Below are 22,289 nucleotides of genomic sequence, written 5' to 3' on the forward strand. Positions count from 1 at the left end.
GAATCGCAGAATGCACCAAACCGCCGGAATTGCGCGCCCGCGATTACGTCATGTCCCTAACGCACACCATGCCGAGTGAACCTTCTCCTTAAATTGAAATTCCCTACGACGCTAACTATACTCTGAAATATCTGGTTGCTCTGGTAGTAAAGTTGCCAAACGACCAAGCGCAGCAGTTATCTGTGTTCGGAAAAGAGTCGTTAGGTGCTGGCTTGACAGAAATGCCAGGTTATGAACAAGAGTTACATTGAGGTGCCAGTTTATGAAGAAGCTAATGAAGATCGGAGAGCTGTCACGCTTATCCGGGGTCGATCAAAAAACCATTAGGTTTTACGAGCGGTCTGGCTTGATTGAGCCTGCGCAACGCGATGGTGGCGGATACCGATATTACGACCAAGGTTCTGTTAGCCGTCTTGAACTAATATATAGACTCAAAGCTATTGGACTTAGCTTGGAAGAAGTAAACGACGTCTTACCCTTTTATTCCCAAGATACGAGTGGTGTCATGGGCAAGACCAGGGTCATTGCTATATTGCGAGATCATCTCGATCGCACCAATCATAAAATTAGTGAATTGGCGTCTTTTCGTGATGAACTTATGAGGAATGTTGCTCGCTTTGAAGTGTTTGTAGCACAAGCTGAAGAGCGTGATGTCAGTATCTGCACCTTTACAAACACGCCGAACGATTCTTGATCGCAATTTAAGAATTATAGTTAGATGTAAGTATTGACTCACTCCATTTCGGTTGTATGTTGTCGTTCAACGCTATCGATACGGGAGGATTGGTAATGCCAAGCGCGAATATCAACGGTACAACATTGGCATGGGAGATTGTCGGGAAAGGTGAGCCCCTACTCATGTTTCCAGGTCTCGGAACGGGGATGGGCTACTACAGTCAGGTCGCAAGCAAGCTTGCTGAAAACTACCAAGTAATCCTCATAGATCCTCGTGGTATTGGCGGTTCAAAATGTGATCAAACAGAGTTTGTAGCACAAGATTGGGCCGATGACGCATGTGCTTTGTTAGATCATCTCTCGCTGCCTAGTGCGCACATGGTTGGCTCCTCGCATGGTGGGTGCATGGCGATGGCACTTGCTGATACGACCCCCGAGCGGGTTTCAAGCCTTACTCTCATTGGAGCTTTCTCCGAAATTAACACCTTGATGGAAATGAATTTCCGGTTTCGGATTGCGCTAATTGATAAGGTTGGGATCGGGCCAGAATTGGCCGCCCACGTATCCATGTGGATCATGAGCCATCAGTTCCTCGAAACGGAGCGTGGCCGCCAGGTTGCTGCTAGTGCGACGGACATGGTCAAACTCAATGACGCTGACACATATATCGGCTTGAACCGATCAATACTCGAATGGGGTCGCTGTCTCGAGGGGCAAGAAGCGGAGGAGAAATTTACAGATCGCTTATCTACGTTTCAGGTGCCTACCTGCGCCATTTCCGGCGACTCCGATCACTTCATTCCTGCGCGGTTTTCTAGGCTGATTGCGGATAATGTGCCGGGTGCAGAGTATCATGAAATTAAGGATTGTGGCCACATTCCGGTCATGGAGAAGCCGAAGGAGACTGTTGCCCTCATTTCTGCATTTGTTGATAAGCATAGCGCAAAATGATCGTAGCGGATATGAAATTAGCCGCAACGGCGCTCTCTGGACTCGAAAAGTATGAGCAAGATCGGATCTTACGCGTTCTGGCAACGGCCGAAAACGGAATCGTTTCTGAGGACGGTCACACGTTAGGATGGGTTCAATTCGGGGTGGGTCCCAAGTTGGTCCTACTTCACGGCATCGGCCTTGATCACCAATCCTGGGTTCGCCTTGTGCCTCTCCTAGCACCTCACTTTACAGTTCTGGCGATAGATTTGCCGGGTCACGGCGCTGATGCAGTACCTGGTCCTGATGACGCGGAGAAGACGGCAAGCATCATTTTAGGTGCCTGTGCGCGCCTTGGCATAACTCGATTTGCTGTGTGTGGAGTGTCGTTTGGTGGAACAGTCGCGCTGGCAATGGCGGTGACTCGGCCAAGCGCGATTGCGCATGTGGGGGTCGTTGCCGGAGTGGCCGATGGCTTCCCTGCTGCTACAGAAAGATCTCGACTTGCTCTGGCACAGGGTGTCGCACCACAGATTGCCGAAACGCTGGAGCGGTGGTTTATACCGGAAGAGACAAGCCCGCAGTCCTGGCAAGTGTGCTATGCTCATGCCCGTTTGGTTAGGATGAAAACCCAAAACTGGGCGGCAGCATGGGCTGCTTTGGGCGCATCACGGCTAACGCCCTCATTGCCCGGCCTTGAGAGCCCTGTAACCCTCGTAAGTGGAGCTCTTGATCGGTCGGTGCCGCCAGCCGCCATGTCCAAACTAGCAGAACATCTTACGAAAGTTGAACATCACATTCTATCCGGAGTCGCACATCAGATAGCGCTCTCGGCCCCAAGTGATCTGGCGGATGTGATTTTGAGAAGGATGCAACATGGCTGACTTCATGACGGCGCAAGTATTGCAACAGTTTGGCGGGCCCGAAGAGTTCAAGCTGCGTGAAATACCACTTCACAATCCTCAACCGGGAGAGGTCTTGGTACGTATCGCGGCGGCCAGCCTGAATCCAGCTGACACAAAGATTCGCCAGAACGGCCCGGCCCATGCGCCAGAACTGCCAGCGGTGCTTGGCCTTGATATGTCTGGAACGGTTTTGAAAGTTGGTGACGGTGTCACGGGCTTTGTGGAAGGAGACCGTGTTTTTGGCTGTTGTGGTGGTGTGCGCGGCGTAACCGCGGGCACGATGTCCACGCATATCTGCGCGGATCATCGACTTTTGGCGCTGGCCCCCAAGACCATAAGCCTGCGGGACGCCGCAGCCTTACCGTTGGTCTCGATTACAGCTTGGGAGGCCGTTGTTGAACGCGCTGCTTTTGCGCCGGGTGAAACCGCCCTGATTTTTGGTGGTACGGGTGGCGTTGGCCATATAGCGCTTCAGTTGGCGAGGTGGCGCGGCGCCTATACCGTCACCACTGCCGGTGATGAGTATAAGGCCACGCTCGCGCGTGATCTTGGGGCCGATGAGGTAGTGAATTACCGAGACGAACCGCTTGAAAACTACGTTGCGCGGCTCACAAAAGGCCGAGGATTTGACCAAGTACTTGACGCCGTGGGAGGGCCCAACCTTGCTCCGGCTTTCGAGGCTGCACGCACCTACGGCACCGTAACATCGATTTCCACGCGCGCCCAGTACGATCTGACGACCATGCACGCGCGCAGCCTAACCCTTCATGTGATCTTTATGCTCATTCGTATGATCCACGACATAGATCGCGCGGCCCATGGCAAAATTCTGGGCCAGATTGCGGGACTCGTGGATGCAGGGGAATTGCGCCCATTGATTGACCCAACGCGGTTTGGCTTAGCCGATCTGGCTGGGGCGCATCGACATCTTGAAGCTGGAAGCGCTGTTGGGAAGATCATTATCGACATGCCTGAAAACCACTAACCACTGATACGGGAGGAAAAACCGTGCAGATTACCAATTCATTCACCGTTCCGCGTGCCATCGATGACACTTGGGAAATCCTGAACGATATCCCGCGCGTGGCACCCTGCTTGGCCGGCGCCTCTATCACCGAGCAAATTGACTCCGATACATATCGCGGTCAAGCAACCTTGAGCCTTGGCCCTATTTCCTTAGCGTTTGCGGGTATCGCCCACGTGGACGAGCGTGACAACACGGCACACCGGACAAAGCTCACTGCGACGGGAAACGACGGCAAAGGTCGCGGAAAAGCTCAGGCAAATGTCACGATTGAGATGCGGAGCCTACCGGACGAGAGCACAGAGGTGACCGTGACTTCTATGATCAGCCTTTCGGGGGCTATCGCGCAATACGGTCGCGGCAAGGGCTTGATCCAAAACGTGGCTGATCAGATGGTTCATGATTTTGCCAATAACCTTGCCGAGATGCTTTCGGAGGACGTGTGCCCTGAAACTGGCGTGGATCTTGGAACTAATGTCCCACCACACGCTCAACCCGCCCGCACCCTCTCCCTGTGGGCGCTGGTGCGTGGAATGCTTTTCGGGTGGCGCAAGAAAGGGTCTTCGGCCAAATGAAACCTGCCCCTTTCACCTACCAATGTCCAAACAGTATTCCCGAAACGATCAAGCTGTTGCAACAAACAGAGAATGCAAAGATCCTCGCGGGGGGGCAATCGCTCATCCCGATGCTTAATTTGCGCTATGCCATACCGGACTGTCTCATCGATGTCTCACGCATTCCCGATCTAACACAGATCACGGTCAGTGAGGGCCACGTGACTTTGGGCGCTATGGTAAGGCAGGCAGTAGCTCTGGCAGACTCGAGGATTGCCGAGTCGTTGCCCTGCTTAACCACGGCGTTGAGCCATGTCGGCCATCTACAAACGCGCAGCCGTGGTACAGTGGGGGGATCGCTCTGCCATTTGGACCCAGCGGCTGAGCTGCCGCTCATCGCCTTGGTCTATAACGCTCGGCTGGTCGTTGAAGGCCCGGATGGCACGCGCATGATCGCGGCGGCAGATTGGGCGATGGGGTACATGATGCCGGCGCTCGCGCCCGATGAGATTTTGGTTTCCGTCCAGTTTCCAAGGCCTCATAGGGCAGAAGGCTGGGGGTTTTCAGAATTCGCCCGTCGCCACGGGGATTTCGCTATTGCCTCGGCGGCGGTCCGCCTCACAGTTGCGAGCGGATACATCCAGAAAGTAATTATTGGGGTCGGTGGTCTAATGGAGGTACCAAGCCGCCTGACACAACTGGAAGAGTCCCTAATCGGGTTGCCAGCTGACCTCGATAGCGACACGTTTCTCACTGATACCTTGGCAAAGTGTGACGTAATGGAAGATGCGTACTACCCCGCTGCTTTCCGTCGTTCAGTGGGGGCGCAATTGATCAAGCGCGCGCTCGTATCAGCTTTTGATCGTTCGGAGTCGCCAGCATGACATCAATGAAATTCAACATTACCGTAAACGACACCGATTTCAGCGTCGCGGCAGAACCGCGGGACAGCCTCGCTGATGTTCTACGCACAAATTTGGGACTGACCGGCACGCATTTGGGTTGTGAGCACGGGGTTTGTGGGTCTTGCACCGTGCTGATCAATGGGCAACCAGCAAGATCGTGCCTTACTCTGGCCGTGCAATGCATAGATCACGAGGTGAGAACCGTTGAGGGGCTCGCGGTCGACGGCACGCTTTCCACTTTGCAGGCAGCTTTCCAAAGGCACCATGCGCTGCAATGCGGATTTTGTACGCCTGGCGTCTTGATGAGCTTGGAACATCTGCTCGCCAATAGCGCGAAGATCTCTGAGGCAGACGTCCGCGACTCTCTCTCTGGGCATATCTGTCGGTGCACCGGCTATGCATCGATTGTGGCTGCTGCGATGGATGTGGCCCAGGCCATGGGAAAGGTAAAGTCATGACAAAATTTATTGGCAAGCCAATTCCTCGAATCGAGGACCCTCGGCTTCTGAAGGGTCAGGGGCGCTACATAGACGACATTACGCCGCCAGGCACTTTGCACGCGGCTTTCCTGCGCAGCGATGTAGCCCATGGGCGCATTGATTATATCGATGTTGAGCCCGCACGCAATCTGCCGGGCGTGCACGCCGTGCTGAAGATGTCGGATTTCGCGGCCTACTCCAAAGCGAGGATGCCGCAACCCGCGCCAATTCCCGCGATCACCGCCGAGGTTACAACTCCATATCCGCTGGCACTTGATGAAGTGTGTTTCGTCGGTGAGCCCATTGCGATCATCCTGGCCGAAAGTCGAGCTATCGCCGAAGACGCGGTGCCGTTGATCGACGTGGAAATTTCACAGCTGCCGGTTGTGGCTTCGCTCGCAGCTGCCAAAAAGTGCGAAGCGATCGTACGGGATGGCGCGCCAACCAACCTCGCGGGGCGGTTCAAAACGCAGTACGGCGATGTGGAGTCGGGCTTCGCAAATGCAACCCATGAATTCTTGATCCAGGTGAAAACCCATCGGGGCGGCGGCCATTCGATGGAAGGCCGCGGGGTCATTTGTCAACCGGGGTTTGAGGGTCATCAGCTGACGCTCTGGACCTCCACGCAAATCCCCCACGCTGTGCAGCGCAACTTGGCATTGTACTTGGGCGTGGCTGAGGCGGATATCCGCGTCGCGGCGCCAGATGTAGGCGGCGGATTTGGCCCGAAAGGGATAGTTTACCCAGAAGAATTTGCCGTGGCACTCGCCGCACTGAAACTCAAGCAGCCAGTGAAGTGGATTGAGGACCGTCGCGAACATTTTTTATCCTGCGTTCAGCAACGCGATCAGCATTGGACGGCGGAGATCGCAACTGACGGAAAGGGCGTGGTCGAAGCTGTTCGCCTGCGTGGCCTTAACGATTGCGGCGCCTATCTACCCTACGGTTTGCTTTTACCGATGAACACGTTTTTCCAGTTTCCGGGCCCCTACACGTGGAAGGCCTTAGATATTGAGCTGGAGGCGTATTTCACGAATCTTACGCCGACGTCCCCGGTGCGCGGAGCTGGGCGGCCTTCGGCCAATTTCGTGATGGAGCGGATAATGGACGAGGTCGCCCTGCAATTAGATCTTGATCCTGCAGAGGTACGGCGGCGCAATCTTGTGGCGTCAGATATGTATCCGCACCAGACAGGTATGAAGAACCCCGCCGGGCTTCCGATCACGCATGACTCCGGAAGCCATAATCAGTGTTTAGACGTGCTGAGCGAACAGCTAAACATTTCCAATTTCGAGAGCCGTAAGGCTGATGCTGCACATGAGGGCCGTTATCTCGGCCAAGGGATCGCCTGCTATGTTGAGGATTCCGGCATACCCCCATTTGAGGGTGCGACAGTGAGGATCGAAGGCACAGGAAAAGTGATAGTCGAAACTCCAGCGGCCAATCAAGGGCAGGGTCATACGACTATTTTTGCGCAAATCTGCGCCGAGGTTTTGGGAGTCGATCCTACGGATGTCACTGTCCGATCGGGTGACACACAGACCCTCCCCTATGGTATCGGGACCCTCGGGAGCCGTGTGGCGGTAACGGCTGGGAATTCGGTCTATGCTGCTGCTAAAAAGGTGCGCGCGAAAACGCTGCGATATGCTGCGGATATGCTGGCATGTGAACCAGACTCTTTGCACTTACGAGACAAGCATGTTTGCGCGCTGCCTGGCACGGATGCACCTACGGAACCGATCCCTTTAGCGCGGATCGCAATGGAGCTTCGGGGGGTTGCGGGCGTTCCAGTGCGGCGAGGGTTTTCGCCCGGATTGGAGGCAACCGAATATGCAACGATGATTGCCCCCGTCTTTTCAAATGGGGCTGTAGGTATCGAGGTCGAGGTTGATACCGCTTTGGGCGCAGTAGAACTAAAGCGGTGCGTTTTTGTCCACGACTGTGGACGAATGCTAAACCCCCTTCTGGTGGAGGGCCAGATCATCGGTGGTGCTGTGCACGGGATCGGCAACGCGCTGTTTGAGAGAATGGTACATGACGAGGCGGGACAGCCTGTATCTATGAACTACGGTGAATATCTTATGCCGATGGCGACAGAGATGCCAAGCTTTGAGATTACACACCTGGAAACTCCATCTCCAAACAATGCGCTGGGGGTCAAAGGTGCAGGGGAAAGCGGAACGATCCCCATGGCTTCAGCTGTGGTGGCGGCAGTTGAAAATGCCTTATCGGCTCAAGGTGTTAGGTTCTTTCATCACCCTATCACCCCGCAAGATATTGTCGCGGCGCTCAGATGCGACGTTCCATCTTGACTCGTATATTTATTATACTTACATCTAGGTTTAATTCTTAATGAGGCTGGAGATAAAAATGAAGACCACCGAGACGATCGATACATTCTTGGCAAACATTTTGACAGGCAAAGCGGACGAAGCCTTTGCAATGGTTCATGAAGACGCTGTTTTTATCGGCTCCAACCCACGTGGAAATCCCAATAACCCCCTACACGGAACATTCAAAGGCGTGGAAGGTGCAAAAACGTTTTTCGCCAATTTTGTTGCAGTTATAGAGCCTGGCCAATTCAGTATCGAAGGCAAGTTTGGCGAAGGCGATCACGCCACTATGTATGGCACACTTGCACATACCGTGCGCGCTACTGGCAAACCTTTCGTTTCTGACTGGGCTGTAGTCGGCCGTGTCAAAGAGGGCAAAGTATCGCTCTACCATTTCTATGAAGACAGCGAGGCGCTCGCTGAAGCGCTCGTTTAATCGGCCCACAAATAACACCTAAATGGAAGAAAAGATATTGAACAATTCCTTCGCACAAACCGTTTTTGCAACAACTGCTGCATTGTCACTCTGCCTGCCCGCTTTGGCGCAGGCAGAGCAAGCAAACGCGCTAGACATCACGCAGGAATTCCTGGGCCATATCTTTGCTTCTGATATGGACGCGGCCGCCGCAATGGTCGCGGAGGAAGCCGTGTTTGTAAATACAAACCCAGCGACAAATCCCTCCAACCCGATGCATGGCACGTATACTGGACCAGAGGGTGCAATAGCGTTTTTTGGCGCCTTTGGATCAACATTGGAAGCGGGCGCATTTAATGTTTCTGGAACGTTCGGGGATGATCAAAACGCAGCCATGTTCGGAACATTTTCACACACAGTTCGGGCGACCGGTCAGATTTTCGCTAGCGATTGGGCGCTGATTGCCGAAACCGAGGATGGCTTGATCACAGCATATCGATTTTACGAAGACTCGGAGGCCTTTGCGATCGCGAACAACGCGAAAGAGTAAAGACATACTTTAAGCCCGCGGATGGGAGTTGCGGGCAAGTGTTTGGGAGGACACATGAAAAAATTTAACAGCCGCGATCTACCAAGACGCGAGTTTCTATTGGCAGGCGCTGCAGCTGCAGCGCTCGCTACACCGTCATTATCTCGTGCAGGCACGCGCATTCGACTCACCTTTGCAACAGGTTTTGCACCTGTCCTGCCTTGGGTCAAAGAGGCTACGGAAACGTTCCTTCCGACCGTTGAGAAAACGCTCGCAGACCTCGGTGGAGAATATTCCATCGAATGGACAACAGCCCTTTCAGGTTCTTTGGCTCGACCCAATGAAATGCTAGCGGCAACGCGGGACGGCCTCTGCGAAGTTGCGTTAATTGCACCCATCTTCGAACCCACGGCATTGCCCTTGGATAACATCGGGTTCGTGACACCCTTTTCAGTTCCTGATCATCGTGTCGCCGTCGATGTGATAAATGCTTTACACCGCGATTTTGCGCCGATGACGGAATCTTGGCAGCGGCAAGGTCTGGTGCATCTCGGATCCCTTTCAAATGAACGTTACGCCTGGTTTACGAATTTTCCATGGTCTAACTTTGAAGAGCTCGCGTCTCGCAAGATAGCTGGCGCAGGTATGGCCTTGCCTTGGATCGGCGCTACGCAGTCGACAGCCGTGGCTACGAACTTTGCAACGGCTTACAATGATATGTCATCGGGCTTATTTGACGGTATCCAGGGCTTCCCTTCGGCCCTTGCGCCTAGCCGATTCTACGAGATCGCACCCCATGTGAAGAAAATGCGATTAGGGGCCGTAAGCACGCTTAGCTTTGCAGCCAATCGCAGCGCTTTCATTTCGCTGCCCGGGCCTGTCCAACAGGCCCTGATCGCGGCAGGGCAGGCATCGGTAGAGGCCTACAAAACCCGTGTGGACGTGATCGAGGCCGCCAGCTATGCCGCATTTGAGAACAATGGCGCGATCATCACCGAGATGTCGGACGATCAGTCGGCGGCATGGGCAAAAGCTTTGCCTCCACTATCGGCGAATTGGGCGGAAAGTGTGTCTGCGCGCGGAATCGATGCGAAGGCGGCACTCCGTTTCTTCATGGACTTCCTGGCTCAGCGCGACGTGACACCGCTGCGCGACTGGTCGCTGTAAAATGGAAGTCCGTGCGCAGGATAGTGCGGCCGCTTCTTCGAATAGGCTTATGCGCCTTTTCGGTCGGATCGTCACAGCCTTAAACACTTTGGGGTCTTTGCTTATCGTATTCATAATGTTGGTCATTTGTACCGACGTTTTAGGGCGGGTTCTGTTTTCGTCACCCATCGCAGGGGTGCCGGAGCTTGTATCCATGTCTATCCTTGCGATTGTCTTTGTGCAATTTCCGCATGCCTTTTCCGCGGGCCGTGTGGTGCGAATGCGCTACACGCCGGATCTACTTTTGCGGCGTGCACCGCGAGTTTTTGTGCGGCTCGAAATGCTCTTCGCACTACTGGGTGTGATCAGCGTTGGGATTTTAGCCTATGCTCTCTGGCTCAAGGCATTGGGCGATTTTACACGGTTGGATCAATACGGCTCGCCGGGCGTGTTTCAGTTCCCGAAATGGCCGATCCGCGCCATTGCAGCTCTCGGAGCAACGGTACTGACAATTCAATTTCTGATATATGCAGCGCATATGGCAGAGCGCCGCAATGATGTGCCTCAATGAGCCTTGGTATCCTGATTGCGCTCGTCTCCATCGTTGCGCTGCTCATCCTCATTATGGCAGGTCTCTGGCTGCCGATTGCTTTTCTGACCGTGTCCATTGCGGGAGTCTGGGTGTTACGCGGAGACTTCAATCTTGCGATCAGTCTATTGGGAATCGCGGCAACGGATACGGTAGAAAACTACGTTTTCGGGGTCATCCCGCTCTTTGTACTCATGGGGCTGGTGGTGATGGTGTCCGACCTTGGCAAAGACGCCTATCAGATCGCCTATACCCTCTTTCGCCGAGTTCCGGGCAGCCTGGGCCACGCTACAGTTGGCGGGAACGCGGTGTTTGCGGCCATAACAGGCGTGTCGGTCGCATCAGCAACGGTTTTTACCCGCATCGCAGTGCCAGAGATGCGCCGCTACGGCTATGATGCAGGGTTTGCGACCGGCGTCGTCGCGGGCAGCTCTGTGTTGGGCATGTTGATCCCCCCGAGTCTGCTGTTCATCCTTTTTGGTATCATCAGCGAGGTGTCCATTGGTCAGCTCTTTGTTGCGGGGATCTTACCGGGACTCTTGCTGGCGATCAGTTACAGCCTACTGATTTTAGGCTGGGCGATCTACTGGCCCAAGTCATTTACCAGTGATGAGGTCGCTCTTGTGGGGGCGCCCAAATCTCTCCCGCTTCGTGACATTGCAGTGCGAGGCTTGCCGCTGGTTGCGCTGGTAACCGCAATGATGGTGGGTATCTACGGCGGCATCTTCACGCCGACAGAAGCCGGAGCCATCGGCTCCGCGCTATCGCTGATCATTGCATTAATGCGCCGCCGCTTATCTGCAAAAAAGCTAATGCAAGTTCTCGTGGAAACTGGGCACATCGCCTCTGGTCTCATACTGCTGATCCTAAGCGCCAACGTCTATACGCGAATGATTGCGTTGACTGGGCTGCCGTTTGAGTTGTCGCTTTGGTTCTCAAATCTGAATCTAGGCGTCTACGGAATGCTGACGATCTATGTGTTGACGCTGCTGGTGCTGGGCGCCTTGCTTGATTCCGCGTCAATCATGTTTCTGGTCGTGCCTCTCATTATCCCTGTGTTTGTAGCTATGGGCGTTGATTTGGTGTGGTTGGGGGTTATTACGGTTCTTACCATCGAAATCGGGCTGATCACTCCGCCTTTCGGGATGGCGATTTTCATTATCAAGCAAACGCTGGAGGATCAATCGATCTCTCTTCGCGAGATCTTCACGGGCGCATTCCCCTTTGCTGTTGTCATGTTGATTTGTGTGTTGCTGGTCATCCTATTTCCCAACCAGCTGATTTTGAGGTGATAAGATGATCCGTCAAGACATACCTATTCCACGCGAGGACGCTCTCGCACCTTCATCCAAACTAGCCGAACGAGTAAGGTCCTATCTTGAGGCCGCTACCTCAGCTTGTTGCGCACTTGGAAGCGTCACAATTTTGATCGTAATGACTTTGGTAAACCTCGATGTGTTTGGCAGATCCTTGCTCAACAAGCCCGTGACGGGCGTAAACGAAATCGTATCTTCTGCGGTAGTGGCGATAGTCTATCTTCAGATCGCACAATCGCTACGGTCCGGCAAATTAACCCGCTCGCAAGCTTTCATAAAAGGTTTGGCGCGCCTTTCGCCGTTGACGAGCCGGATTTTCGACTTCTGTATTTTCATTGTCGGCGCACTGTTCTTCTGCGTGCTTACGGTGCTAGGCGCGCGCGCCACGGGCCAAGCATATGAGCAAGGCAAATTCGTAGGCACCACTGGGATTTTTGAACTGCCGATTTGGCCAGTTTACGTGCTGATGGTGATGGGATGTTCGCTCACCGTCATGCAGTTCATCGCTGTCGGGTTGGAACGCCTTCGGCCACAACATCAAACACCTACAGGGGATGATATCTGATGTTCATGCTCGACCCCTTTTCAATCGGCATCGCGTCGTTTGTTGTGATACTGACTTTGATCCAATTAGGATTTCACGTGGCTATCGCTTTGGCCACAACTTCGTTCCTTAGTGTTTGGCTACTGCGCGATACGCCCGTGATCGCCTTTCACCTATTATTTATGTCTGCAACGGATTCGATCTCGAGCTATGACTTTGCGGTCATACCCCTCTTTGTGTTAATGGGCATGTTGGTGGTTGAGGCGGGCGTTGCCAAAGATGCCTATGCGGCAGCCGACCGTGTTTTTCGCAAGCTGCGGGGAGGGCTCGGCGTAGCGACAGTTGCGGCCAATGCTGTTTTTGCAGCAGTCACGGGCGTGTCAATCGCGTCTGCTGCAGTGTTCACGCGGATCGCGCTGCCGCAGCTTCTATCGCTAGGCTACGCGCCGCGACTCTCGCTTGGAATTATCGCTGGTTCGTCCATCTTGGGTATGCTGATCCCGCCAAGCCTTTTGATGATTGTGTTCGGCATCCTGACAGAAGTATCGATCGGCAGCCTCTTCATCGCCGGGATCGTTCCAGGCTTCATAATGGCCGTGCTTTTTTCGCTTCTGATCGTCCTAACTGGGCTGATCTGGCCCGCATCAGTCGGGGTTGGTCATAGTCCTGCACCCGAAGCAACCGAGACCACAACTAAACGAAGTACTATGGGCGGCGTCTGGCCCATCGCACTAATGGTTACAATCATTATGGGTGGAATTTATGGCGGGTTTTTCACTCCCACTGAGGCCGGAGCTGTGGGGGCCACGCTCGGGCTAGGCATAGCGCTGGTGCGAAAGAGCCTGACACGCTCGTCTTTTCTCTCTGTACTGCTAGAAACCGGAAAGATCACCGCGGCGATTTGCATCCTTGTGGTTGGTGCGACGATGTATAGCCGGATGCTCGCGATGACAGGCCTGCCGAGCGCGATCCCTATTTGGATGCAGACAGCTGGATTGGGCTTCGGAGCTGCATTGGCGATCTACATCGCCATGATAGTGGTCATGGGGTTATTCCTAGATTCAATTTCTGTCCTATTGCTGGTTGTTCCAATTACGTTTCCATTTTTCATTGCCGCGGGCGTTGACCCCGTTTGGTTCGGTATCGTCACCATCATCGCGGTCGAAATTGGGATATTAACGCCTCCAGTCGGCATCGCATTGTTCGTGGTGCTCGCCTCAGCCGAAGATCCAGACATTACATTGAAAGATGTAGCTCTCGGCGCACTGCCGTTTGTAGGGGCCATGGCCTTCTGCCTTGGTCTGATCATCGCTTTCCCGATGCTTATAACCATAACGAGTAACTAACGGCCGAAGAGGCAAAAAACCATGAAAGGATTCAGTATGAAACTCAATCGTAGACAGGCCATCGGCCTTACAGGCGCTGCCTTTGCAGGACAAATGGCCGGCCCTGCCTTTGCTGCGGGCAATAGATACAACTGGACTATTGCGACAGGCCACGCGCCGAACTTCGTTTGGATCAAAGCTATTCAAGAGCATTTCGTGCCAACACTTCAGACTCGCATCGCGGAAAACGGTGACCAACTGTCGCTCGTAGAGGCCTACTCGGGTACGCTACTGAAGATCGGCAGCGAAATCGACGGGCTGAAAAGTAGAATTGCAGATTTCTCCTTGGTAGGCGCGGTGTTTCACCAATCTAGCCTTCCAATGCAGATGGTTAGCTTGTTTTCGCCATTTTCGGTCAAGGATGTGGGCAACGCTGTGACTTCGGCTCAGGATGTGTCCGATCAGGTGCCAGAATTTGCGGCAGAATGGGAAGCTAGCGGGCTGGTCAAGCTCGGCGGTGTGGCGACAGAGTCGCTGCAGCTCTTTACGAAGCAAAAGATTACTTCGTTGGATCAGATAGATGGTCTCAAGGTCGGCGCAGCAGGTCCACCGCTGAACTGGCTGCGTGGTACAGGCGCGATTCCAGTGAGTCTGACACCCGCAACAATTTACAACGATCTGCAAACTGGAATTTATGATGCGATCCTCACGTCGCCTTCTGCCGCTTTGGGCCTGAAGCTTTATGAGGTGACGCCTTTCATGCTAAAAGCAGATTTCAACGCCGCATATTGGGCGGCGTTCACTATGTCAAAGGCCGCGTTTGATCCCCTCTCCGAAGAAACGAAATCAGCTATCAAATTCGCTGGGGCGGCCTATGAGCAAGGGCTGATTAACCTTCAGCGCGCCTCGGACGCCAACGCGCTTTCGACACTACAATCCATCTCTGTCGACTTTACCCTTACCGAGATGCAAGAGGCGGGTCGTCAAGATTGGGCCAACTCTCTTCCGGATCTTGCGTCTGAGTGGGCGGCTCCATTGGAAGAGGCAGGTCTGCCAGCGCAGCGCATCATGCGGCTCTACATGGACGCGCTTAAGTCCCGCGGGGAAACCCCCCTGCGCGATTGGTCCGTTTCCTGACTCGGCGCGTGGCGAAGACGAGCTGTAACAATCTTTGCCATGCGCACCCCATCACTGACTTCACAAGCGAGACATCATGCAGAACACAGAAACATTCATCGACCCAACAAACATCATGGGCACTGGGGCGGATTTTAATATTCGCGGAACACGTTGCAGTGATTGCGGCGCGCTTCAATTTCCGGCCACGCAAGTCTGCCCCAACTGCCTATCGTTAAATGTCGAAGACAGCGCACTTGCGCGATTGGGCACGCTTTATTCTTTCAGCACTGTCTACCAGGCGCCTGCGGGTTGGGCACTGCCCTACACGCTAGGCTATGTCGATCTTGACGATGGGGTGCGCGTAATGGGCCATATTAAAGTTCCAAAAGCGCAGCTGCGATGCGGTTTGCCCGTTAAAGTCTCTATGGCTGATGTGGGCACGAATGACACAATTCCAGAAAGGTGTACGTATGTCTTTGTCCCCCAATAGCAACGTTATGCGCGAAGTCTTTGTCTCTGGAACGGGACTGATCCCTTTTGGAAAATTTCCCGAATTGTCACTGGGTGACCTCGGCTGGCCCGCCGTGCGCGAAGCAATTTTAGAAAGTGGCCTAGTAGTTGAGCAAATTGATGCGGTGTATTGCGGATGCGCTTTGGGCGGTATGTTGGCGGGACAGAGGGTGATGAAAAAAATTGGCAAAACAGGGATGCCAATCATCAATGTTGAGAATGCTTGCTCCTCTTCTTCATCTGCGCTGTCTATCGCTTGGCTCGAAATCGCCAGCGGGCGACAGGATGCAGTATTGGTGATTGGCGTCGAAAAACTGACAAAGTTTGGCGGAGGCACTCTGCCGCTTGAGCACGAAGACTGGGAAGTTCGCCAAGGCATGGTGATGCCCGCGATCTATGCCATGCGCGCTCAACGCTACATGCACGAATTTGGACTGACTGAACGGCAGCTGGCAGAGGTGTCAGTCAAGGCACACAAGCACGGCGCACTGAATCCAAGAGCCCAGATCACTAAGACCGTAACAGTTGAAGAAGTCATGGGCGCCCGCAAAGTCGCGGACCCCTTTACGTTGTGGCATTGCTGCCCGACCGGCGACGGGGCCGCCGCCGTTTTGCTGACATCAAAGTCATTGAGCACAAGGGGGGAGGCAAAGCCCGTGCGCATCTCCGCCTCCGACGTTACCTCTGGTGTTTTCACTAGCGGTTTCCGTGACATGACTTGGGCCGAGCTAAGCGCTCGCGGAGCGCGCGAAGCCTATGAAATCGCTGGGATTGGCCCCGAAGATATTGATGTTGCAGAGCTGCATGATGCTTTCACCATCGCAGAGCTGATGTATTACGAGGCTTTAGGTTTTTGCAATAAAGGCGATGGCTACGGTCTCTTAGCGTCTGGCCGCACGTCGCTGGGGGGGGATTGTGTCGTCAATCCTTCCGGAGGCCTGCTTTCGCGCGGGCACCCGGTCGGGGCAACCGGCGTAGCCCAGGCCGTCGAGATATCGCGCCAGTTACAAAACCGTGCAGGAAAGCACCAAGTCGACAAGGCGAAAGTCGGGCTGACCCATGCAACTGGCGGTGGCGTAGCAGGTTACGATCACGGCGCCTGCTCAATTCACATTTTTGAGGTATAATATGCCGGCACCATTAGAGCAATTCGCGCAACCCCTTGCAGGACTAAAAGTCCTCGATCTAACTCAGTTTTTGTCTGGCCCCTATGCAACTCAAATTCTCGGTGATTTAGGTGCCGAGGTGATCAAAATTGAAGCACCAGAAGGCGATCTTACTCGTCATTTGCCGCCCTATTTCGTAGAAGGTGATAGCGCATATTACCTGAGTGTGAATCGCAACAAACACAGCATCGCAATCGATTTGAAAACCACAAAAGGTCAGGCGCTTGTTCGCGATCTCGCCATTCAATGTGATGTGATCGTCGAGAACTTTCGCCCAGGTGTTACGGAGAAACTGGGCTTGTCCTATGACGATCTGAGCAAAGATGCGCCAAACTTGGTCTGGTGCTCCATATCTGGCTTTGGCCAGACTGGTCCTTACCGGGATCGCCCCGCTTACGACATGATCATTCAGGCCATATCGGGCGCTATGTCTCTCACTGGTGAGGTCGGAGGTAATGCCGTGCGCATGGGAGTGCCGATTGGGGACATTGCCGCTGGAATGTATGGCGTGATCGGCATTCTTGCGACGGTCCTGGAAAGTAAAAGTACCGGCAAAGGGCGGCGTATCGACGTGTCGATGCTGGACTGTCAGATCGCTATGCTCAGCTATCAGGCGGCTTATCATTTGCACTCGGGCGACATACCCGGTCTGCAAGGACGCGGGCATGACTCCATACCAACCTATCGCGTTTTTCCTTGTGCGGAAGGCACGGAAATCGCGGTCACCGCGAACACCGAGCGAATGTGGGCTGGTCTCTGCGCGTGCCTTGGCGAACCAGATCTTCTCACCGACCCCCGATTTGTCGACCTTGGAGATCGCAACAAGAACCGTGAGGCGCTTTGGCAACTTCTTGAGCGTGGATTCTCGACTCAACCGGCGAGCCATTGGGCAAAGGTATTCGTGGAAAACAGGATACCCGCCGCAGAGGTAAATACTCTACAAAAGAGCCTGTCAGACCCGCATGTTATCGCGCGGGGCATGGTTGAGGATATTCAATCCAATGACGGCCATTCCGCGCGCGTCGCAGGTAACCCGATCAAGTTTAGCCAAGACGCGGCTGCCAAGCATCATCGTTACCCACCAAAGCTGGGCGAAGACGGCCCTGCCCTCCTTTCAGGTCTGCTTGGTCTATCGGCAGCAGACATCAAAGCGTTGATCAATGACGGTGTAATTTGCACCGCATCCCCAAACTCAACCAAACCACCGAAAGGGACTCAAAATGACAAATGATCTACTGGCCGGTTACGCCAACATCCTAACCGACGCAGCTCTAGCCGCCGCTAGCCCCGACACGCCCCAAGAAGCACGCAACAAAAGGATCGTTGCGCGCATGTTTCAAGAAATCGTTAATAAAAAGGCCTACGAGGTAGCCGACGAAATATTTGCTGAAGAATTTTACTGGCCGCAATTCGATCTGAAAGGTCCAGAGGGTGTAAAAACTTGGGCTCGCCAATTTCACGCGGGCTGGCCCGATGTGTTGGACCGATTGGACTTGCAAGTGGCCCAAGGTGATATCGTCGTAAGCCTCGTGACGGTTTATGGCACTCACACGGGCAATTGGATCGGTATCCCCGCAACAAATAGAACCGCGGTATTCCCAGCGATTGGGATTGATCGGCTCCAAGATGGTAAAATTGTTGAGCGCAGCGCAACTTTTAATCTTGACGAGGTAAAGCAGAAAATCGGCGTCGGGCCATAGAAAGAATGACTAAATATTTTGGCCGCCATTAGCATAGTAGTAGTGGGTTAAGATACGCTCCGAATATAGCATAAGGACATCTTAAGGTTTGTTTCACCAGTGAATGATCAAGCATTGGAAGGTATTGCTATCGCGCGGTTGATCGCCGTCAATCCCACTCGAACTATCGGGTGGATCTATGTTTGGGAGACCGGAGCGCTCGGTGTGCTCCGGTTATATAAAGGTCAAAAAGTTGACTGCATTGATCGAAAAATCAATACTGGTACTTTAGCCAGAGCAAGGTTGCTCGGTAGCAAAGAACTGGTAGATTTACTAGAAAACCTACCAATACAGAGCGAAAGCAGTAAGAGTTAACCTCAACACTCTTGAGATTACCCGTTTCGGGAGCTCAATTTTCATCTAAAGCTCATGGTCAAGTTCCGTATGTTGTTCAGTAACATTCAAAAAGGCATGCGCATCAGCGTTTAGTGCTCGAGCTATAACAATTAGCTCAATAGCATCGATCCGCCGCTGTCCACTTTCCAAGCGAGCTACAAATGACTGGTGGCATCGCAAACGGTCAGCAAGCTGAGCTTGTGTCAGTCCAGCCGTCATCCTCGCCGCGATCAAGGCTTCGCACAGCGCTTCATGTCCTGAGCTTCTAATAGTTTTTGTCACGCGTCACAAACCTCTTGCGACGTCGTTAATCTAGAATGTAGATTATCTAAAATTTAGATATTTTTAGTAAGGAAGGTCTTCAACCCTCACCTTAAGAAGGAGCAATCATTGACCTGTGACATCCAAAAATCGCCCATACCTCGTCGCTGACGTTCCGTGCCTCGTCAAATGCGCGCGCACGTTCTTCATCCAAACAGCGGAAATATTCCTGAACATCATGAATGTAGAACTCAAAATCTTGACGAATGAGGTCTCGAAACTCCCGCATCGCAAGTGGATCACTCGGAACAAAGGGTCGTATCGGCGCGATGCAGGTTTCGGCCCCTGCCTTGCTAACCAACGCGATCGCCAAGGCGACACCCCACGCAAAAGTAGAGCAGTACAACCGGAGGTTTCTCAAACCCCATATTTTCTTGAACAGGCCCATGCTGATCGTTTGACCGGCGTTGCCAGCGTGATCGACGGCGATACACTGGAAATCCGGGGACAGCGCATCCGGCTGCATGGGATCGATGCCCCGGAAAGTCGGCAAGTTTGCGCTACGGCTGAGGGTCAGCGCTGGCGGTGCGGACAACAAGCAGCACTGTCTCTCGCCGACAGGATCGGCCACCGGCGGGTCAGCTGCACCGTGCGAGATATCGACCGCTATGGCCGCTTCATTGCGGTCTGTCATCAAGACGGTACCGATCTGAACGCTTGGCTTGTGCGTGAAGGGTGGGCGGTCGCTTATCGCCAATACAGCCGCGACTATATCCGCGATGAGAACGAGGCCAGTTCCGCACGGCGCAATATCTGGTCCGGACGCTTTGACATGCCGTGGGACTGGCGCCGCGCGCAACGTGGCGGATGACGACGGGCGGCTAGGTCACCTCGCGATCTTGCTGACCGCCGCAACCGCAACACGCATCATCAATGTTGCAATAGTATATTTTCGTATGTATGCTGGGTGAAGATTGTCAAGGGTTCTTGCCATGCGTTTCGAATTCAAAAACATCCCACTGGCGGCCTTTTTAGCTCTCGCCTTGACCGGGCCAACAGTTCCGACGCAAGCCCGCGCCCAAACCTATCAGATCGATTGCGCCATCTTGCTGTGTTTGTCCGGCGGGTGGCCGGCTTCCGTGCCATGCGCCCGCGCGCGGGCCGAGTTCATCCGGCGCATCACACCTTGGCCGGTGGAGCCGCCGCTGCAGATTTGGCGCTGCCCGATGGGAGCGTCTTACGATGGACCTGTCAGGTCACGCCCCGCGGACCGGATATTCTATGCCCTGTATGGTTCTGCTGGGACCCCACCAAACTCAGCAGCCCCGCTCTTTGGTCAAGCCGCCAGGGCAGGCGGTATGCCCGTGTTCAAAGGCGCCGACGCGGCATGGGGCAACCTCGTCAAGGCTGACTACGCCCTCCAGCTCGTAGAAGACCGCGCCGACATCGATATCAGCGGGCAGGAATTCAATTTCGTGCGCTCCATCCGCGTGTTCGATGTACGATATGCATGGCAACGAAAATCCGGCGACGATGGGGATTGCAACCGAAGTGCTGTCGTCGTGCTTGGCACCTACGGCACACAGGGTGACTTTTCGTGGAGGGCCTCGACACCCGCAGCGCTTCCTGCTGCGCATGCCGGTCTCAAGCGATGGGGTGAGCGCTGCCCCAGTATTTTTCACAGATCAGTCTTTGTGGAGTGGCGTGATTATAACGGGAACTACGGCTTCGAGCAGGTCAACTACTGACTGTTGAGCCGCAGTGACGTCGCGCAGACCCTTGTATGAAACCAAACCTGCAACGCAGGCAAACGCACGCATTCGAGGGTCGTAAAGGCCATATTCTTCCCTTTCAGTGTTCGCGACAGGGCAGCTGCGTGAGTGACGCGAAGTCGATTTCAGCTTTTTCAGCATCACATAGATCCGGGCAAAGCTTTGATACGCGCTGCGGCCCATCCACATCCCAAAGGACTGCAAGCGCACCTGTGTTCCAGCGATAAACCCAGCCAACAACTCTGTTCTCATCGGCTGCAATCAAATTGGCAATTGCGACGCCTTCGACTTTATCTTCATTCACTATTTATTAACTTCCTGCAAATGGGCTTTGCGGAACGCAGCTTGGGCTTCGAAAGCGTTTGCTGCAGCGCCATGCCGGTTTTCTTTAAATTGGTTAGCTGCTCTTCCTCGCGGCATCGATATTCACCCCGAGAGAAGTCAGCTCCCGTGTGCTTGATTGATGAAATTGCTCAAATTCGGTGGTCGGGCTCCGTGGCGGCTTCAACGATCGCCAGAACCTTGAACGGGTCAAAGCCAATGGCGCGGGCGAGGACGACCAGTTCGACGACGTCGACCCGGCGCTGACCGCTTTCAATGCGCGCCACGAGGGATTGATGGCAATTGAGTCTAACTGCCAAGTCCTCCTGACCGAGGCCCGCCTTGATACGGGCGTCGACCAACGCCTGGCAAAGTGCCACCTGTCCCGTGCTTCTGATTGTCTTTGCCACGCGTCACATACCTTTTGTGACGTCGCTAGCGGATGAAATCTGTTATCTAAAAAGTAGATATTTGAGGGTATTGTCGGCGTCTGGTTGCCATGGGCTGCAAGTTTGATGCTGCAGAGGTTGCCCATCAATCCCCTACCAATTGCAGAAGTAGGCCATAATCCTCGCTGACTTCGCGCGCTTCCTCGAATGCGCGGGCCCGTTCACCGTCGAGACAACGGAAGTAACTCTGGATATCCTGGATGTAGTCTTCGAAATCGCGACGGATGATGTCCCCATAATCCCGCGCCGCCTGCGAATCGCTTGGCAGGAAGGGACGGTGCGGCGGGATGCAAGATTCCGCCAAAACTGGCCCAGGAACGCAGATCAGAAGGGCCATAGCTTGTAATGGGAACAGGTATGTCAACCTTGGGTTTTTCAAACCTGTTATCTCCTTGAACACGGGCACTGGCCGTGACTAATGTTTGCGTGACCAAACTACAGCTGAAGCACGATATTACATCTTGCGGTTGATAGTATACTATCGTAACTCTGGGCTTCAAGTGGGAATGCCTGGGGTCGCGCCATTGGAGAAAGCGTGAGCCGGGCCATGAACTGGGACATCGAAGCACCAAATGTGGTTACGGAAGCCAGATTCCGCGAACTCGTGGAAAGCGGCTATAGCGCAGAAATCCTGTGCCAGGAGTCGGCACATAAGAAAGGCCCGAGCTATTACGGGGTCTGGATCATGCGCGTTGTCTCTGATGATGGGGCGGAAAAACTCCTCGTCACCGCCCGCACGCGGACGACCTACAACGATATCAAGATCCGCGAGTTCAAGACGATCTCCGGCGTGGTGTCTTTCTTCATTGGCCTTGGCTTTGCACATGTCGACCTGCCGCTTGAGGCGGGTACAAGCCGCACGCATAAACTCGCCCCGCCAGACAAAGCCCCATCAGACAAGGGCCCTGGCAACTAACCTTGTCTGTCTCTGGCTGGTCGCAGCACCT

Annotated in this window: 27 protein-coding genes; 23 read left to right on the top strand and 4 right to left on the bottom strand. The window is 54.0% G+C overall.

The features are described from left to right. Positions 1 to 262 precede the first annotated feature (262 nt). The 20 genes from IMCC21224_RS21900 to IMCC21224_RS21990 all read left to right on the top strand — a co-directional run bounded on the left by IMCC21224_RS21900 (position 263) and on the right by IMCC21224_RS21990 (position 18,164). A complete protein-coding gene (locus IMCC21224_RS21900) occupies positions 263 to 694 on the top strand; it encodes a MerR family transcriptional regulator (protein WP_047997744.1) in 432 nt (143 codons plus the stop codon). Between the two features lie 95 nt (positions 695 to 789). Beyond that, complete coding sequence (locus tag IMCC21224_RS21905) at positions 790 to 1,626, top strand: alpha/beta fold hydrolase (RefSeq protein WP_047997745.1); 837 nt, start codon at positions 790 to 792, stop codon at positions 1,624 to 1,626. 11 nt (positions 1,627 to 1,637) lie between these two features. Further along, entirely contained in the window at positions 1,638 to 2,489 is an 852-nt protein-coding gene (locus IMCC21224_RS29030) for an alpha/beta fold hydrolase (RefSeq protein ID WP_369796062.1), read from the top strand. After that, positions 2,482 to 3,495 (top strand): zinc-dependent alcohol dehydrogenase family protein, encoded by a 1,014-nt coding sequence (locus IMCC21224_RS21915; RefSeq protein ID WP_197089289.1) that lies wholly within the window; start codon positions 2,482 to 2,484, stop codon positions 3,493 to 3,495. The genes IMCC21224_RS29030 and IMCC21224_RS21915 overlap by 8 nt, the downstream gene beginning before the upstream one ends. 23 nt (positions 3,496 to 3,518) lie before the next feature. Beyond that, entirely contained in the window at positions 3,519 to 4,109 is a 591-nt protein-coding gene (locus IMCC21224_RS21920) for an SRPBCC family protein (protein WP_053079156.1), read from the top strand. Further along, complete coding sequence (locus tag IMCC21224_RS21925; protein ID WP_047997746.1) at positions 4,106 to 4,972, top strand: xanthine dehydrogenase family protein subunit M; 867 nt, start codon at positions 4,106 to 4,108, stop codon at positions 4,970 to 4,972. Before IMCC21224_RS21920 ends, IMCC21224_RS21925 begins: the two co-directional genes overlap by 4 nt. Continuing rightward, the gene (locus IMCC21224_RS21930; RefSeq protein WP_047997747.1) at positions 4,969 to 5,451 is read left to right on the top strand and encodes a (2Fe-2S)-binding protein; all 483 of its coding nucleotides are present in this window, start codon (positions 4,969 to 4,971) and stop codon (positions 5,449 to 5,451) included. The genes IMCC21224_RS21925 and IMCC21224_RS21930 overlap by 4 nt, the downstream gene beginning before the upstream one ends. Further along, positions 5,448 to 7,784 (top strand): xanthine dehydrogenase family protein molybdopterin-binding subunit, encoded by a 2,337-nt coding sequence (locus tag IMCC21224_RS21935; RefSeq protein ID WP_047997748.1) that lies wholly within the window; start codon positions 5,448 to 5,450, stop codon positions 7,782 to 7,784. The genes IMCC21224_RS21930 and IMCC21224_RS21935 overlap by 4 nt, the downstream gene beginning before the upstream one ends. A 58-nt stretch (positions 7,785 to 7,842) precedes the next feature. After that, complete coding sequence (locus IMCC21224_RS26760) at positions 7,843 to 8,241, top strand: nuclear transport factor 2 family protein (RefSeq protein ID WP_053079157.1); 399 nt, start codon at positions 7,843 to 7,845, stop codon at positions 8,239 to 8,241. A gap of 22 nt (positions 8,242 to 8,263) precedes the next feature. Then, a complete protein-coding gene (locus IMCC21224_RS26765; RefSeq protein WP_053079158.1) occupies positions 8,264 to 8,770 on the top strand; it encodes a nuclear transport factor 2 family protein in 507 nt (168 codons plus the stop codon). 54 nt (positions 8,771 to 8,824) lie between these two features. Then, on the top strand, positions 8,825 to 9,916 hold the full coding sequence (locus IMCC21224_RS21950; protein WP_197089290.1) for a C4-dicarboxylate TRAP transporter substrate-binding protein: 1,092 nt from the start codon (positions 8,825 to 8,827) through the stop codon (positions 9,914 to 9,916). A 1-nt stretch (position 9,917) separates the two neighbouring features. Continuing rightward, positions 9,918 to 10,466 carry a TRAP transporter small permease subunit gene (locus IMCC21224_RS21955; RefSeq protein WP_082135408.1) on the top strand — a complete coding sequence of 183 codons (549 nt, stop codon included), beginning with the start codon at positions 9,918 to 9,920 and terminating at the stop codon, positions 10,464 to 10,466. Next, complete coding sequence (locus IMCC21224_RS21960; RefSeq protein WP_047997751.1) at positions 10,463 to 11,776, top strand: TRAP transporter large permease; 1,314 nt, start codon at positions 10,463 to 10,465, stop codon at positions 11,774 to 11,776. The genes IMCC21224_RS21955 and IMCC21224_RS21960 overlap by 4 nt, the downstream gene beginning before the upstream one ends. 4 nt (positions 11,777 to 11,780) lie before the next feature. Then, entirely contained in the window at positions 11,781 to 12,365 is a 585-nt protein-coding gene (locus IMCC21224_RS26770; protein WP_082135409.1) for a TRAP transporter small permease subunit, read from the top strand. Then, entirely contained in the window at positions 12,365 to 13,690 is a 1,326-nt protein-coding gene (locus IMCC21224_RS21970; protein WP_231582178.1) for a TRAP transporter large permease, read from the top strand. Before IMCC21224_RS26770 ends, IMCC21224_RS21970 begins: the two co-directional genes overlap by 1 nt. A gap of 36 nt (positions 13,691 to 13,726) precedes the next feature. After that, on the top strand, positions 13,727 to 14,806 hold the full coding sequence (dctP, locus tag IMCC21224_RS21975; RefSeq protein ID WP_047997752.1) for a TRAP transporter substrate-binding protein DctP: 1,080 nt from the start codon (positions 13,727 to 13,729) through the stop codon (positions 14,804 to 14,806). Between the two features lie 76 nt (positions 14,807 to 14,882). Beyond that, positions 14,883 to 15,278, top strand: a complete 396-nt coding sequence (locus IMCC21224_RS27400) for a Zn-ribbon domain-containing OB-fold protein (RefSeq protein WP_082135411.1) — start codon at positions 14,883 to 14,885, stop codon at positions 15,276 to 15,278. Continuing rightward, a complete protein-coding gene (locus tag IMCC21224_RS21980; protein ID WP_197089291.1) occupies positions 15,232 to 16,425 on the top strand; it encodes a thiolase family protein in 1,194 nt (397 codons plus the stop codon). The genes IMCC21224_RS27400 and IMCC21224_RS21980 overlap by 47 nt, the downstream gene beginning before the upstream one ends. Before the next feature lies 1 nt (position 16,426). Then, entirely contained in the window at positions 16,427 to 17,695 is a 1,269-nt protein-coding gene (locus tag IMCC21224_RS21985; RefSeq protein WP_047997753.1) for a CaiB/BaiF CoA-transferase family protein, read from the top strand. Next, positions 17,685 to 18,164 carry an ester cyclase gene (locus tag IMCC21224_RS21990; protein ID WP_082135412.1) on the top strand — a complete coding sequence of 160 codons (480 nt, stop codon included), beginning with the start codon at positions 17,685 to 17,687 and terminating at the stop codon, positions 18,162 to 18,164. Before IMCC21224_RS21985 ends, IMCC21224_RS21990 begins: the two co-directional genes overlap by 11 nt. Positions 18,165 to 18,563: 399 nt before the next feature. On the opposite strand, the gene IMCC21224_RS27405 is transcribed toward IMCC21224_RS21990, so the two are convergent. Then, positions 18,564 to 18,821 (bottom strand): helix-turn-helix domain-containing protein, encoded by a 258-nt coding sequence (locus tag IMCC21224_RS27405; protein WP_082135413.1) that lies wholly within the window; start codon positions 18,819 to 18,821, stop codon positions 18,564 to 18,566. 217 nt (positions 18,822 to 19,038) lie between these two features. On the opposite strand from IMCC21224_RS27405, the gene IMCC21224_RS21995 reads away from it, so the two are divergent. Both IMCC21224_RS21995 and IMCC21224_RS28305 read left to right on the top strand, forming a co-directional pair. After that, positions 19,039 to 19,671: a thermonuclease family protein gene (locus tag IMCC21224_RS21995; RefSeq protein WP_082135427.1), complete on the top strand. Its 633-nt coding sequence runs from the start codon at positions 19,039 to 19,041 to the stop codon at positions 19,669 to 19,671. A gap of 121 nt (positions 19,672 to 19,792) precedes the next feature. Beyond that, positions 19,793 to 20,548: a hypothetical protein gene (locus tag IMCC21224_RS28305; protein WP_197089292.1), complete on the top strand. Its 756-nt coding sequence runs from the start codon at positions 19,793 to 19,795 to the stop codon at positions 20,546 to 20,548. A gap of 103 nt (positions 20,549 to 20,651) precedes the next feature. On the opposite strand, the gene IMCC21224_RS22005 is transcribed toward IMCC21224_RS28305, so the two are convergent. From IMCC21224_RS22005 to IMCC21224_RS22015, 3 genes are all read right to left on the bottom strand, one after another. After that, entirely contained in the window at positions 20,652 to 20,876 is a 225-nt protein-coding gene (locus IMCC21224_RS22005; RefSeq protein ID WP_047997755.1) for a hypothetical protein, read from the bottom strand. 169 nt (positions 20,877 to 21,045) lie between these two features. Next, positions 21,046 to 21,303 (bottom strand): helix-turn-helix transcriptional regulator, encoded by a 258-nt coding sequence (locus IMCC21224_RS22010; RefSeq protein WP_047997756.1) that lies wholly within the window; start codon positions 21,301 to 21,303, stop codon positions 21,046 to 21,048. Positions 21,304 to 21,427: 124 nt separating this feature from the next. Beyond that, a complete protein-coding gene (locus IMCC21224_RS22015) occupies positions 21,428 to 21,679 on the bottom strand; it encodes a hypothetical protein (protein WP_047997757.1) in 252 nt (83 codons plus the stop codon). Between the two features lie 210 nt (positions 21,680 to 21,889). Between IMCC21224_RS22015 and IMCC21224_RS22020 the strand changes: the two genes are divergently transcribed. Next, complete coding sequence (locus IMCC21224_RS22020) at positions 21,890 to 22,258, top strand: hypothetical protein (RefSeq protein WP_047997758.1); 369 nt, start codon at positions 21,890 to 21,892, stop codon at positions 22,256 to 22,258. The last annotated feature ends 31 nt before the right edge of the window (positions 22,259 to 22,289 follow it).

Origin of the sequence: Puniceibacterium sp. IMCC21224 (assembly GCF_001038505.1) — a bacterium.
GTDB lineage: Bacteria > Pseudomonadota > Alphaproteobacteria > Rhodobacterales > Rhodobacteraceae > Puniceibacterium.